We start from the raw sequence: 13,674 nt of genomic DNA on the forward strand, positions 1-13,674 counted from the left end.
CCCGCCGCGCTCAGGGGTTCAGTGCGCGGCCGGTGCGGCGCAAGGGCCGCCCGGCGGGGTCAGAGCGTCGCCGCGGCGGACTTGATCGCGGAGGCGAAGGTGGAGACCTCGGTGTAGACACCGGGGTAGTCGGGCCGCGCGCAGCCCTGGCCCCAGCTGACGATGCCGACCTGGATCCAGGCGCCGGCGTTGTCGCGGCGGAACATGGGGCCGCCGGAGTCGCCCTGGCAGGTGTCGACGCCGCCCTCGGTGAAGCCCGCGCAGATCTCCTCGCCCGCGATCAGGTTCGGGTAGGACTGGAGGCAGGAGGCGTCGGAGACGAAGGGGACCTGTGCTTTGAGCAGGTAGCGCTGCTGGGCGCCGCCCTCACGGGCCGCACCCCAGCCGGCGACGGTGAAGGTGCCGTTGTTGTACGCGGTCGTCTCGGCGATCTTCAGCGTCGGCAGGTTGATCGGCTGGGCGAGCTTGATCAGCGCCCAGTCCTTGCCGTCGCCGTTGTAGCCGGGGGCCCGAAGGACCTTGGTGGACCGGACCTTGATGGCGCTGGAGCTCCGGAGGTCCACGACACCGGCGGTGGCGGTGATGCTGGTGTTGTTGCCGGAGGATCCCACGCAGTGGGCGGCGGTGAGGACGATCTGCTGGGTGAGCAGCGACCCGCCACAGCCCATGGAGAGCCGGACCATGAAGGGGAACTCGCCCTGGGCGGCGCGGGTTCCGCCGACGACGGGCGGGGCGGCGGCGGTGGCGGAGGTGGGCTGGAGGCTGACGGCCGCGAGGACGACGGCACCGACGGCCGCGCATCTCTGAAGGGCGCGAACGAACTTGTTCAAGGGTCTGCCTTCTTTCGTGGGGGGTTGACGCGTGCGCGCGAGCGGGCCCCTGCCATGGGTAGTGACATGAGCCCGTCAAGGCGTGTTCGGATTATGGGGAGCGTCACATCTGCCCCACAAGGAGCACTTTTCGGCCAGACATGACCCCCCGACAGCGCCGCGGGCAACCGTCGAGGGGCCGTCGCGCGCCGTAGAGTCGGGAGGGTCCGGCCGCCCTTCCCGGCCGGTGGCGGACCGGGCGCGGACAGCACCCACAGGGGGTTCGGGCGTGGCGAACGGCAGCGAGGTGGAACACGGCTTCCCGCATCTCGACACCGTGCGGGAGGCGATCACGGCGCTGCACAGACGGCTCTCGTACGACGGCGTGCGCGCCTACGAGAGCAGCGTCCCGCCGGCCGACGTCGCCTTCGCCGACGACGACGATCTCCATCTGGGCGCACAGCGGGTGGCCCGTGCGCTGGTCCGTCAGCTGCGGCTGCCGGAGGCCCGGATGATCGTGAGCTTCCGGGAGATGCACCACGCGGCGAGCGTGGAACTCACCGCGGGCCCCGAGTACTTCATCGAGCTCAACGACCGGTTCCGCCGCCATCGACGCGACATCGGGGCGGCCCTCGCGCACGAGATCACGCACGTGCTGCTGCACCGGCTCGGGCTGGAGTTCCAGGGGACCCGGGACAACGAGATCCTCACGGACACGGTGACGACCTACCTCGGGGCGGGCTGGCTGCTGCTCGACGCCTATCGCGAGGACGAGGTTTCCAGCCAGAAACTGGGCTATCTGACGCCGGAGGAATTCGGTTACGTCCTGGCCAAACGCGCACTGGTCTTCGGCGAGGACCCGTCGGTCTGGTTCACCAGCCCGCAGGGGTACACCGCGTACACCAAGGGCCGGGACCGGGCGCTGCGCGACGGCCGGCAACCCCCGCTCTCGGCGGCCGGGTGGAACGGGCGGCGCCGCTACGCCAAGGACCGGCGGTACGCCGCGGACCATCCGGGCCCGGGGCCGGGGCAGGGCGCCCCGTACGCCTTCGAGCACGCGCCGGGCGGCGGGCTGCGCGTGTCGTTCCCCTGCCCCACCTGCCACCAGCGGATCCGGGTGCCGGTACGGGGCCGGGTGCGGGCGCGGTGCGGCCTGTGCCGGACGATTCTCGAATGCGACACCTGAGGGTGCTTCCGTAGGGTTTTGGTATGAGCACCAGGGAGACCGAGGACACCGGCAGACGGGTCCTGGATCCGGCCGAAGAGCTCTTCGAGGGGCTGTACGGCGGCGACGACGACGCGGTGGTGCGGGCGCTGCGGGCCGGGGTGCCGGCCGAGGCCTCCGACGAGGACGGGCAGACCGCGCTGTACCTGGCCGCGGCCCAGGACCGGCCGGTCATGGTGCGGCTGCTGCTGGCCGCCGGTGCCGACCCGGACCGGGCGAGCGGCACCGACGGGGCGGAGCTGCCGCTGTGCGGGGCCGCCGTGTGGGGGCGCACGGAGGTGATGCGGGCGCTGCTGTCGGCGGGGGCCCGCCCCGATCTTGAAGAGGCTGCCGGTGTCCGGGCCCTCACCTGGGCCTGCCGCCAGGGACGCGCGGAGGCCGTGGAACTGCTGCTCGCGCACGGGGCGGACCCGGACCGGCCGGGCCCCGGTGAGGAGCCCCCGCTGGTCACCGCCGCCCGGCGCGGCTCGCCGTCGAGCGTCCGGGCCCTGCTGCGGCACGGCGCGGTGGCGAGGGAGGACGCGCTCACGGAGGCACGGCGCTGGCTCGGCGTCGATGTGGAGGAGGAGCTGCGCCGCACCCTGACCGAGCGGCACCGCGAGGAGCACGGCGACGACTGCGCGACCTACGCGGAGACCGTCTCGCGCCGGGTGGAGGAGGACGGCGGCGTCACCGTCGTCGTCGAGCTGCACCACGACGGAGGCGGGGTCACGGGTGCCGAGCAGCAGACCGGGCACGCGGCCGTGGCGACGCTCCTCGAGGAGGACCTGGGACTGCGCACTCCCGCCGACACGCTGGCCGAGCGCGCCCTGCGCCGCGGGGACCCGGACCAGGACGACTGGACCGAGGCCGTCGCCGTCCTCCAGCGCCGCGGCGACGAGGACACCTTCCGCGCGGCCGCCGCGTGGTGCGGGACGGAGGACCCGCTGCGGCAGACGTTCGCGGCCGATGTGCTGGCCGGCCTCTCGGGCGACGGGATGCGGGCTCGGGCGGTGCCACTGCTCAGGGAACTGTCGCGGGAGGCCCGGGACCCCGAGGTGATCCGGGCGGCGGTGGCGGCGCTCGGGCAGCAGGCCGACCCGGCCGGGGTGACGGAGATCCTCCGGCACGCCGGGAACCCGGACCCCGAGGTGCGCTTCGGGGTGGCCGTGGCGCTGCACGGACTGCTGCCGGCGGGCCGCGCGGACGGGGTGGAGGCGGTCGTCGCGCTCAGCCGGGACCCGGACGACGGGGTCAGGGACTGGGCGACGACGGTCCTGGCCGATGTGGACGAGGACACGCCCGCGATCCGGGACGCCCTCGCCGACCGCCTCGACGACGCCGTGCCGGACATCGAGGCGGAGGCCGCACGCGGGCTGGCGATGCGTCAGGACACCCGGGCCGTCGAGGCCCTGGCGCGCATCCTGGAGAACGCGGACCCGGACGGCTACGCCTACTCCACGGCGGACCAGGCCGTGGACTACGTGGCGGACGAGCGGGTGCGGCGGCGCCTGGAGGCGACGGTACCGAGATCGCGGTGAGGCGGGCGCGGTCGGTCGGGGCGTGCCGAGGGCAGCGCGGAGCGGGGGTGACACGGTTGCCGGCGGTGCCCTCCCGGGCCGTGCGCGAGCGTGCCGCCGGCCGAGAGGGGCCGGCGGCACGCCCGGACGAGGACAGCGCCCGGCGGGACGAGGCGGGGCGCCCGAACCGCCGCAGCGCCCGGCCACCGTGCCGCGCGGCGACGAGGCCGGCACCCGGCGCCGCACGGGCCGACTGCGGAGAGGTGACCGCACCCTGCCACGACGGGCCCGGAGCCCCGAACCGCCGCAGCGCCCAGGGCCCCCTCGTGCCGCGCCCGCCCCGCGCGGCTACCGCGCCCCGTACGCCGGCTGCGGCGGTGTCCCCTCCGCGAGGAGCTTCAGGGTCGCCTCCCCCGCCTCCGCGGGCGTCCAGCGCGCGCCGCGGTCGGCCGTGGGGCCCCGGTGCCAGCCCTCCATGACCGTGATGCGGCCCGCCTCCGCCTCGAAGACCCGGCCGGTGACACCCGCCGAGGCCGCCGAGCCCAGCCACACCACCAGCGGCGACACGTTCTCCGGCGCCATCGCGTCGAAGGCTCCCGGATCCTCCGGCGGTGCCATCGTCCCGGCGAAGGTCCGTTCCGTCATGCGCGTCCGCGCCGCCGGGGCGATGGCGTTGACCTGGACGCCGTAGCGGGACAGTTCCGCCGCCGCGACGAGGGTCAGGCCCACGATGCCGGCCTTGGCCGCGCTGTAGCCGCTCTGGCCGACCGAGCCCAGCAGGCCCGCGCCGCTGGAGGTGTTGACGACGCGGGCCGACGGCTCGCGCCCGGCCCGGCCCTCGGCCCGCCAGTGGGCCGCCGCGTACCGCAGGGGCAGGAAGTGGCCCTTCAGATGGACCCGCACCACCGCGTCCCAGTCGTCCTCGTCGAGGTTGACCAGCATCCGGTCGCGCAGGAACCCCGCGTTGTTGACGAGCGTGTCGAGCCGTCCGAAGGAACCGAGGGCCGTCTCCACCAGTGAGGCGGCGCCCTCGACCGTGGCCACGTCGCCCGAGTGGGCCACGGCTTCGCCGCCCCGCGCGCGGATCTCCTCGACGACCCGGTCGGCCGGGCCGTCCTCGCCGGGCGTGCCGTCCGGCCCGACGCCCAGGTCGTTGACCACGACTCGCGCGCCCTCCGCGGCGAAGGCCAGCGCGTGCGCCCGCCCCAGCCCCCGGCCCGCTCCCGTCACGGCCACGACCCGGTCGCGGCAGATCCCGGCAACTGCGTTCATCTCAGCCCTCCTTGTCGTCGGTGGTCCTCGTGGGGGCGCCGGCCGGCGTCCCGGCGGAGCCGCCCGCACCGGCCCCGCCGGCCACCCCGGGCCCGTGGGCCGTCGGTTCCCCCGGGCCGACCGCGGGCCCGTTGACCGTCGCAGGCCCGTTGACCGTCGCGGCGTCGTTGACCGTCGCGGGCCCGTTGACCGTCGCGGCGTCGTTGACCGTCGCGGCGTCGAGGAACGCGGGGCGTTCCCCTCCCCCGTGGACCAGCAGGGACGCCCCGCTGATGTACGCGGCCCGGCCGGACGCGAGGAACACCGCCGCATCGCCGATCTCGTCCGGTTCGGCGAGCCGGCCCAGCGGTACGGTGCGGCCCACCGCCGCGATCCCCTGCGCGTCGCCGTAGTGCAGGTGCGACAGTTCCGTGCGGACCATTCCGGGCACGATCGTGTTCACCCGTACCTCCGGCGCCCACTCCACCGCCATGGACCGGGCGAGGTTCTCCAGCCCCGCCTTGGCCGCTCCGTAGGCGGCGGTCCCCGGCGACGGCCGGGTCGCGCTCACGCTGCCGACCATCACCACGCACCCGCGTGCGGCGTGCAGCAGTCCGTGCGCGGCGAGCGAGACCGTCAGCGGTGCCACCAGGTTCAGTTCCAGCACCCGCGCGTGCCGCACCGGGGCGCCGTCCCGCAGCAGCCGGTACGGCGCCCCGCCCGCGTTGTTGACCAGGACGTCGAGCCGGCCGTGGCGGCGGGCGATCTCGGCGAAGAAGTCCTCGACGGCCGCCGGGTCCCGGAGGTCCACGGGCAGGAACCGGGCCGTGCGGCCCGCGGAGGCGACCGGTGCGTCGGGTGGTCTGCGGGCGCAGACGACGACGTCCGCCCCGGCAGCCAGGAACGCCCGTGCGATGCCCGCGCCGACCCCGCGCGTTCCGCCGGTGACGACCGCGACCCTCCCGTCCAGCTCCATCGGCTGCTACCTTCCTGACGAGCAGTCACCTAACAAACGTTTGGTGGAAAGGTAGCTGATCCGCTGATGGGTGTCTCCACCACAGGCCCGGAGAAGGGCGTTTCCGTCGTGACGGTCGACTTCCCGCCCGTCAACGCCCTCCCCGTACACGCCTGGTACGCACTCGCCGACGCCGTGCGCCGCGCCGGCCGGGACCCGGAGGTCCGCTGTGTGGTCCTGGCCGCCGAGGGCCGCGGCTTCAACGCCGGCGTCGACATCAAGGAGTTGCAGCGCGACGCCGGGCACGACGCCCTGATCGGCGCCAACCGGGGCTGCCACGAGGCCTTCGGCGCCGTCTACGAGTGCGAGGTCCCCGTCGTCGCCGCCGTGCACGGCTTCTGCCTGGGCGGCGGGATCGGCCTCGTCGGGAACGCCGACGCGATCGTGGCGTCCGACGACGCCACCTTCGGGCTGCCGGAGCTGGACCGGGGGGCGCTCGGGGCCGCCACCCACCTCTCCCGGCTCGTCCCCCAGCATCTGATGCGCACGCTGTACTACACCTCCCGCACCGTGACGGCCGCCGAACTGCACGCCCACGGCTCCGTCTGGCGGGTCGTCCCGCGCGACGGGCTCCGTGCCGCGGCACGGGACCTGGCGCGCGAGATCGCCGCCAAGGACGGCCGTCTCGTCCGGCTGGCCAAGGCGGCCATCAACGGCATCGACCCCGTGGACGTGCACCGCAGCTACCGGTACGAGCAGGGCTTCACCTTCGAGGCCGACCTCGGTGGCATCGCCGGCCGCGTCCGGGACACCTTCGGCAAGGAGGCATGACCCATGGCCGACAAGACCATGACCGCCGACGACGTCGTGGGGCGGCTGCGCAGCGGCATGACCCTCGGCATCGGCGGCTGGGGCTCGCGCCGCAAGCCGATGGCCCTGGTGCGGGCGTTGCTGCGGTCCGGGGTCACCGACCTGACCGTCGTCTCGTACGGCGGCCCGGACGTGGGGATGCTGGCCGCGGCGGGCCGGGTCCGCCGGCTCGTCGCCCCGTTCGCGACGCTCGACTCCGTGCCGCTGGAGCCCCACTTCCGGGCGGCCCGCGAGGCGGGGACGATCGCGATGACGGAGCTCGACGAGGCGATGTTCATGTGGGGGCTGCACGCCGCCGCCAACCGGCTGCCCTTCATGCCCGTGCGGGCCGGTCTCGGTTCGGACGTCATGCGCGTCAACCCGGAGCTGCGCACGGTCCGTTCGCCCTACGCCGACGGCGAGGAGTTCGTCGCCGTCCCCGCGCTGCGTCTGGACGCGGCCCTCGTCCACCTCAATCGTGCCGACCGCCTCGGCAACGGCCAGTACCTGGGACCGGACCCCTACTTCGACGACCTCTTCTGCGAGGCGGCCGACGCGGCGTACCTGTCGTGCGAGCAGCTCGTGGAGACGGCCGAGCTGACCAAGGACGCCGCCCCGCAGACCCTGCTCGTCGGGCGGCACAGCGTCACGGGCGTCGTCGAGGCCCCGGACGGGGCGCACTTCACGTCCTGCGCCCCCGACCACGGCCGCGACGAGTCCTTCCAGAAGCTGTACGCGACCACGCCCTGGGCCGAGTTCGCGGAGCGCTTCCTGTCGGGTCCCGACGAGCACGCCTACCGGTCCGCCGTGCGGGCCTGGCACGAGGAGCAGCGGTGACCGTCGCGCAGGCCCATGTCCCCCCGCCGTCCCGGTCCGAGTACTGCGTGATCGCCTGTGCCGAGGCGTGGCGCGGCGACGGCGAGGTGCTGGCGAGCCCCATGGGGCTGATCCCCTCCCTCGGCGCGCGGCTCGCCCGGCGCACCTTCTCCCCCGACCTGCTGCTCACCGACGGCGAGGCGCTGCTCGTCGGCCCGGACGGGGAGGTGGAGGGCTGGCTTCCGTACCGGCGCCATCTCACGATGGTCACCGGCGGCAAGCGGCACGTCATGATGGGCGCGAGCCAGCTCGACCGGTACGGCAACCAGAACATCTCCTGCATCGGCGACTGGTCCCGGCCGGCGCGTCAGCTGCTCGGGGTGCGCGGGGCGCCGGTGAACACGCTCAACAACCCGGTCAGTTACTGGGTGCCCCGGCACTCGCGCCGGGTCTTCGTCGAGAAGGTCGACATGGTCAGCGGCGTCGGGTACGACCGCGCGGGCGGGGCGCGCTTCCACCGGATCCCGCGCGTCGTCACGAACCTGGGGGTCTTCGACTTCGAGACGCCGGACCGCTCGATGCGGCTCGCCTCCCTGCATCCGGGCGTCACCCCGGAGGAGGTCCGGGAGGCGACCGGCTTCCCGTTCGCCGTCGCGGGCGACGGGCCCGTCCCGTACACCCGCGAACCCGGCGCCGAGGAGCTGCGTCTCGTCCGTGAGGTCCTCGATCCGGACGGCCGGCGCGATCGCGAGATCGGGGCCCGGCCCCGATGAGGACGGCGCTCACCGAGCTCACCGGAGTGCGCCACCCCGTCGTCCAGACCGGTATGGGCTGGGTGGCGGGGCCACGGCTGGTCTCGGCGGCCGCGAACGCCGGCGCCCTGGGCGTCCTGGCCTCCGCGACGATGACGCCGGCCCGGCTGCGGCAGGCGGTCCGCGAGGTGAGGGCCCGCACGGAGGCGCCGTTCGGGGTCAATCTGCGGGCCGACGCCGGGGACGCCCGGGAACGGGTGCGGATCATCGTGGACGAAGGCGTACGGGTGGCGTCGTTCGCGCTGGCCCCGTCCCGGGAGCTGATCGCGGAGCTGAGGGACGCGGGCGTGGTGGTGATCCCGTCGGTGGGCGCCCGGCGCCACGCCGAGAAGGTGGCCGCGTGGGGCGCCGACGCCGTGATCGTGCAGGGCGGCGAGGGCGGCGGGCACACGGGGGACGTGGCGACGACCGTGCTGCTGCCGCAGGTGGTGGACGCGGTGGACATCCCGGTGGTCGCGGCGGGCGGTTTCCACGACGGGCGCGGCCTCGTGGCGGCGCTCGCGTACGGGGCGGCGGGCATCGCCATGGGAACCCGCTTCCTGCTCACGTCCGACTCGACGGTGCCGGACGCGGTGAAGGCCCGCTATCTGGCGGCGTCCGTCAGGGACGTCACCGTCACCACCGCCGTCGACGGACTTCCGCACCGCATGCTCCGCTCCGACCTCGTCGAGACCCTGGAACGTTCCGGTCGCGCCCGCGCCCTGCTGCACGCGCTGCGCAGGGCGGCGGGCTTCCGGAAGCTCTCCGGTCTGTCCTGGCCGGAGGTGGTCCGCGACGGCCTCGCGCTGCGGCACGGCAAGGATCTCTCCTGGAGCCAGGTCCTGCTCGCCGCCAACACCCCGATGCTGCTGCGTGCGGCGATGGTCGAGGGCCGCACCGACCTCGGGGTGATGGCGTCCGGCCAGGTCGCGGGCGTGATCGAGGACCTGCCGAGCTGCGCGGAGCTGGTCGGCCGGGTGATGGCGGAGGCGGAGAGGGCGCTGCGGGAGCTACGGGGGCTGCCGCCGGGGCAGGACTGACCGCAGCGGCCCGGGCCGAGGGCCGTCCACCGGGCGGCGGTCCACGGCGAGGCGCTCCCGGGCGCACCGGAGAACGCGTGCGGGCGCGCCCGTGCGCCGGCCTTTCGCGTCCGCAGTCCGGGCCGCCCACCGAGGGGCCCCAAGACGGTCAACCGGGCATCACGGTGCGACACGAAGGCCTTCGTGCGGTGAAGATTCGACACCTCCACCGCACACGGAGGCCTTCGCCACGAGAGACCCCCGCGTGTCGACGACGCTCGTGATCAGAACACCTAGCGGGCGGCCGTCCTGCCGCCCCTCCTGCCGCCCTGCTGAGCGCCCGCGGCCCGCCCGCGCGCCTGGTCGGCGCCGTCCCGAGCCCGGCCCCTCGCGCGGCCGTCTTCGGCACGTCCGCCGGCACCACCCTGCCCCGCGCGGCCGCCACCGTTACGTCCGCCGGCACCACCCTGCGCGGCGCGGCCGCCACCGGCGCGTCCGGTGTCGGCGGATCCGCGCTCCTTGCGGGCGCTGTCGGCGGGCGCGCCGGTCCTGCGGGCGCCGTCAGTCCGGGCGCCGTCGCCGCGGCCGTCCCGCGGGCGCTTGCGCCTCGGCCGGGACTTCGCCGCGGACGGCTGAGGAGCCTGGGGTGCCTCGACGGTCACGGCCACACCCGACGGCTCCCGGGCTCCGGTGAGCCGGGCCAGTTCCTCGTCGCCGGACCTGACCGCGGCGGTACGCGGGGTGATCCCGGCGTCCGACATCAGCCGGGTCATCTCACGCTTCTGGTCCGGCAGGACCAGGGTCACGACGCTCCCCGACTCGCCCGCCCGCGCGGTCCGGCCGCCCCGGTGCAGGTAGTCCTTGTGGTCCGTCGGCGGATCGACGTTCACGACGAGATCCAGATCGTCCACGTGGATGCCACGGGCGGCGACGTTGGTGGCCACCAGTGCCCTGACCTGGCCGGTCTTGAACTGCTCAAGGGTGCGGTTGCGCTGGGGCTGGCTCCGGCCGCCGTGCAGACCGGCTGCCCGTACCCCGCTGGCCAGCAGCCGCTTGACCAGGCGGTCCACGGAGCGCTTGGTGTCGAGGAAGAGGATGACGCGCCCGTCACGCGCCGCTATCCGCACGGTGACGGCCTTCTTGTCCGTCTCGTCGGCGACGTGGAGCACGTGGTGCTCCATGGTGGTGACGGCGCCGGCGGACGGGTCGACCGAGTGCACCACGGGGTCGCTGAGGAACCCCCGCACCAGGTTGTCCACGTTCCGGTCCAGGGTGGCCGAGAACAGCATGCGCTGCCCGCCGGGCTCCACCTGCTTCAGCAAGGCGGTGACCTGCGGGAGGAAGCCCATGTCGGCCATCTGGTCGGCCTCGTCCAGCACCGTGATCGCCACCTCGCCGAGACGGCAGTCGCCGCGCTCGACGAGGTCCTTCAGCCGCCCCGGGGTCGCCACGAGCACCTCGGCACCGCGCCGCAGCGTGCCGGCCTGCTTGCTGATCGACAGTCCGCCGACGACCGTCGCCAGGCGGAGGTTCACGGCGGTCGCGTAGGGCGCGAGGGCGTCGGTCACCTGCTGGGCCAGCTCCCGGGTGGGCACGAGCACCAGACCGAGCGGGGCCCCCGGCTCCGCCCGGCGCCCGGCGGTGCGGGCGAGCAGCGCCAGTCCGAAGGCGAGGGTCTTGCCGGAACCGGTCCGCCCGCGTCCCAGGACGTCACGGCCGGCGAGCGAGTTCGGCAGGGTCGCCGCCTGGATGGGGAACGGCGCGGTCACCCCCTGCGCCGCGAGGGTCTTCAGCAGCGCCTCCGGCAGGTCCTGCAGCTCTTCGAAGGCCCGGACGGCGGGCAGAGCCGGGACCCGTGGCTCGGGAACGGAGAACTCCTGCGGCGGCGCCGTGCGGCGCACACCGGCGGCCCCCTTGGGGGCCCGCTTCGCGGGGCGCTCGGCCGGCCGCCTGCGGGCGGGGCGTGCGGGGCGTGCGGGGCGTGCGGAACGAGTCATGCGGATTGCCTTCCTGGTGCTGAGCACAGCACAGGCCGGGGCCCGCACCGCGTGGGTGCGGGCCCCGGCCGCGTGGTACGCGTCCCGAGGGTCAGGCGGGGACGATGTTCTCCGCCTGCGGGCCCTTCGGGCCCTGCGTGACGTCGAAGGAGACCTTCTGGCCCTCCTGGAGCTCACGGAAGCCCTGGGTGGCGATGTTCGAGTAGTGGGCGAAGACGTCGGCGCCGCCGCCGTCCTGCGCGATGAAGCCGAAGCCCTTTTCCGAGTTGAACCACTTCACGGTGCCGGTGGCCATGTCATTCTCCTGATAGGTAAGAGGCCCCATCCGGAGATGCCGGAAAAACAATAAAGCGCCTGCGGATCATTCCCGTCAGGCGCGCATAAAGTTCATGGGTACCAAACTGCAACCGTTACAACCTAGCACGCTCCCCGCGGATCCCGGTCGCCGGGCAGGGCCGCCCCGGCGTGTCCCGGGAAAGGACCGGTCCGGCACGTACGCGACCGGGCCTGCCGGACGCGTACGGCGCGGGTGACACGGCGAGGCCCCCGGCGCTACATCCTTTCGATGACCGTCACGTTCGCCTGGCCGCCGCCCTCGCACATCGTCTGGAGCCCGAACCGCCCGCCCGTGCGCTCCAGTTCGTGCAGCAGCGTGGTCATCAGCCGCACGCCCGTGGCGCCCAGCGGGTGCCCGAGCGCGATGGCGCCGCCGTTGACGTTGACGCGTGCAGGATCGGCGCCCGTCTCCTTGAGCCAGGCGAGGACGACCGGCGCGAAGGCCTCGTTGATCTCGACCAGGTCGATGTCGTCGATGGTGAGGCCGGTCTTCTTCAGCGCGTGGGCCGTCGCCGGGATGGGCGCCGACAGCATGCGGATCGGGTCCTCGCCGCGCACCGAGAGGTGGTGCACGCGGGCACGCGGGGTCAGCCCGTGCTCCCGTACGGCGCGTTCGCTCGCGAGCAGCAGCGCCGCCGCGCCGTCCGACACCTGGGAGGAGCAGGCGGCGGTGATCGTGCCGCCCTCGACCACGGGCGGGAGGGCCGCCATCCGCTCCAGGGTGGTGTCGCGGCGCGGGCCCTCGTCCGCGGTGACGTCGCCGTACGCGACGGTCTCCCGCGCGAAGCGGCCCTCGTCGGTCGCACGCACGGCCCGGCGATGGGAGGACAGGGCGAACTCCTCCATGTCGCGGCGGGTGATGCCCCACTTCCGTGCGATGAGTTCGGCGCCGTGGAACTGGTCGACGGGTGCGTCGCCGTACCGTGCGCGCCAGCCCTCGCTGCCGGCGAACGGCCCCTCGGTGAGCCCCAGGGGCTCGCCCGCTCGCCGGGAGGCGAAGGCGATGGGTATCTGCGACATGTTCTGCACACCGCCGGCGACGACGAGGTCCTGGGTGCCCGACATCACACCCTGGGCGGCGAAGTGCACGGCCTGCTGCGACGAGCCGCACTGACGGTCGACGGTGACGCCGGGCACCTCCTCGGGCAGCCCGGCGGCCAGCCAGCTCGTCCGGGCGATGTCGCCCGCCTGGGGGCCGACCGTGTCGAGACAGCCGAAGACCACGTCGTCCACGGCCGCCGGGTCGATCCCGGCCCGGTCGACCAGGGCCCTCAGGACGTGCGCGCCCAGATCGGCGGGGTGCACGGCGGCGAGGCCGCCCCTGCGCCGGCCCACCGGGGTGCGGACCGCTTCGACGATGAAGGCCTCTGCCATGACTGCTCCTCGGGGTCGGCGACGTCCGGGGGTCGGCGGACGTGCGGGGTGCTCGGTGCGCGGTGGTCAGTGCCGTACGGCGATTCCGTCCAGGACCATCGACAGGTACTGCCGGGCGATCTCCTCGGGGCTGTGGTGCCCGCCCGGCCGGTACCACGACGCCGCGACCCACACCGTGTCGCGGACGAAGCGGTAGGTGAGCCGGACGTCCAGGTCGTCCCGGAAGGCGCCCGAGGCGACCCCGCGCTCCAGCGTCCCCAGCCACGCCTCCTCGAACTTCTCCTGGGAGTCGGCGAGATAGCGGAAGCGGGGCTGGGCGGAGAGGTGCCGGGACTCCTTCTGGTAGATGGCGACGGCCGCGCGGTGCCGGTCGATCTCGCGGAAGGACTCGGTGACGAGCGCCTCGATGGTCTCCCTCGGCCCGAGCCCGGCGGCGAGGACGGCGTCGTACCCCGCCCACAGCTCGTCGAGGAAGGTGGAGAGGATCTCGTCGAGGATCGACTCCTTGGAGTCGAAGTGGTAGTAGAGGCTGCCCGCGAGCATCCCCGCCTCGTCGGCGATCCTGCGGACGGTGGTGGCGTTGTAGCCGTGGGCGGCGAACACCTCGGCCGCGGTGCCGAGCAGTTCACGGCGCCGCTCGGGCGAGGCGCTCACCTGGGTCTTCTTCTTGTTCGTGGCCACACGTCCATTCTCGTCCCGCCCGGGTGCACGCTTGCCCGGCCCTGGCACGGCGGCCGGGCTGTCCGCAGCCGG

General features: G+C 74.4%; 12 protein-coding genes and 1 pseudogene. 6 read left to right on the top strand and 7 right to left on the bottom strand.

The features are described 5' to 3' along the window. Positions 1-59: 59 nt before the first annotated feature. Complete coding sequence (locus tag QRN89_RS08245) at positions 60-830, bottom strand: S1 family peptidase (RefSeq protein ID WP_290348692.1); 771 nt, start codon at positions 828-830, stop codon at positions 60-62. Between the two features lie 268 nt (positions 831-1,098). On the opposite strand from QRN89_RS08245, the gene QRN89_RS08250 reads away from it, so the two are divergent. Further along, the gene (locus QRN89_RS08250) at positions 1,099-1,995 is read left to right on the top strand and encodes a hypothetical protein (RefSeq protein WP_290348693.1); all 897 of its coding nucleotides are present in this window, start codon (positions 1,099-1,101) and stop codon (positions 1,993-1,995) included. 23 nt (positions 1,996-2,018) lie between these two features. Then, the gene (locus QRN89_RS08255; RefSeq protein WP_290348694.1) at positions 2,019-3,554 is read left to right on the top strand and encodes an ankyrin repeat domain-containing protein; all 1,536 of its coding nucleotides are present in this window, start codon (positions 2,019-2,021) and stop codon (positions 3,552-3,554) included. A gap of 327 nt (positions 3,555-3,881) precedes the next feature. On the opposite strand, the gene QRN89_RS08260 is transcribed toward QRN89_RS08255, so the two are convergent. Beyond that, positions 3,882-4,805 (bottom strand): SDR family oxidoreductase, encoded by a 924-nt coding sequence (locus QRN89_RS08260; protein WP_290348695.1) that lies wholly within the window; start codon positions 4,803-4,805, stop codon positions 3,882-3,884. 202 nt (positions 4,806-5,007) lie between these two features. Continuing rightward, a pseudogene (locus QRN89_RS08265) lies at positions 5,008-5,760 on the bottom strand (SDR family oxidoreductase); the annotation flags it as partial. Positions 5,761-5,826: 66 nt separating this feature from the next. On the opposite strand from QRN89_RS08265, the gene QRN89_RS08270 reads away from it, so the two are divergent. Genes QRN89_RS08270 through QRN89_RS08285 form a run of 4 tightly spaced genes read left to right on the top strand, consistent with a single transcriptional unit; the run spans position 5,827 to position 9,235 of the window. Then, the gene (locus tag QRN89_RS08270) at positions 5,827-6,570 is read left to right on the top strand and encodes an enoyl-CoA hydratase family protein (RefSeq protein WP_290348697.1); all 744 of its coding nucleotides are present in this window, start codon (positions 5,827-5,829) and stop codon (positions 6,568-6,570) included. Positions 6,571-6,573: 3 nt separating this feature from the next. Beyond that, a complete protein-coding gene (locus QRN89_RS08275; RefSeq protein ID WP_290348698.1) occupies positions 6,574-7,425 on the top strand; it encodes a CoA transferase subunit A in 852 nt (283 codons plus the stop codon). Beyond that, entirely contained in the window at positions 7,422-8,177 is a 756-nt protein-coding gene (locus QRN89_RS08280) for a CoA-transferase subunit beta (protein ID WP_290348699.1), read from the top strand. The genes QRN89_RS08275 and QRN89_RS08280 overlap by 4 nt, the downstream gene beginning before the upstream one ends. Continuing rightward, complete coding sequence (locus QRN89_RS08285) at positions 8,174-9,235, top strand: NAD(P)H-dependent flavin oxidoreductase (RefSeq protein WP_290348700.1); 1,062 nt, start codon at positions 8,174-8,176, stop codon at positions 9,233-9,235. The genes QRN89_RS08280 and QRN89_RS08285 overlap by 4 nt, the downstream gene beginning before the upstream one ends. 272 nt (positions 9,236-9,507) lie before the next feature. Here QRN89_RS08285 and QRN89_RS08290 read toward each other — a convergent pair whose 3' ends face one another. The 4 genes from QRN89_RS08290 to QRN89_RS08305 all read right to left on the bottom strand — a co-directional run bounded on the left by QRN89_RS08290 (position 9,508) and on the right by QRN89_RS08305 (position 13,602). Continuing rightward, the gene (locus QRN89_RS08290) at positions 9,508-11,211 is read right to left on the bottom strand and encodes a DEAD/DEAH box helicase (protein WP_290348701.1); all 1,704 of its coding nucleotides are present in this window, start codon (positions 11,209-11,211) and stop codon (positions 9,508-9,510) included. 91 nt (positions 11,212-11,302) lie between these two features. Continuing rightward, complete coding sequence (locus QRN89_RS08295; protein ID WP_093653209.1) at positions 11,303-11,506, bottom strand: cold-shock protein; 204 nt, start codon at positions 11,504-11,506, stop codon at positions 11,303-11,305. Between the two features lie 257 nt (positions 11,507-11,763). Then, on the bottom strand, positions 11,764-12,921 hold the full coding sequence (locus QRN89_RS08300; protein ID WP_290348702.1) for an acetyl-CoA C-acetyltransferase: 1,158 nt from the start codon (positions 12,919-12,921) through the stop codon (positions 11,764-11,766). A gap of 66 nt (positions 12,922-12,987) precedes the next feature. Next, positions 12,988-13,602 carry a TetR/AcrR family transcriptional regulator gene (locus QRN89_RS08305; protein ID WP_290348703.1) on the bottom strand — a complete coding sequence of 205 codons (615 nt, stop codon included), beginning with the start codon at positions 13,600-13,602 and terminating at the stop codon, positions 12,988-12,990. Positions 13,603-13,674 lie beyond the last annotated feature (72 nt).

The organism is Streptomyces sp. HUAS CB01, assembly GCF_030406905.1.
Classification (GTDB): Bacteria; Actinomycetota; Actinomycetes; order Streptomycetales; family Streptomycetaceae; genus Streptomyces; species Streptomyces chengbuensis.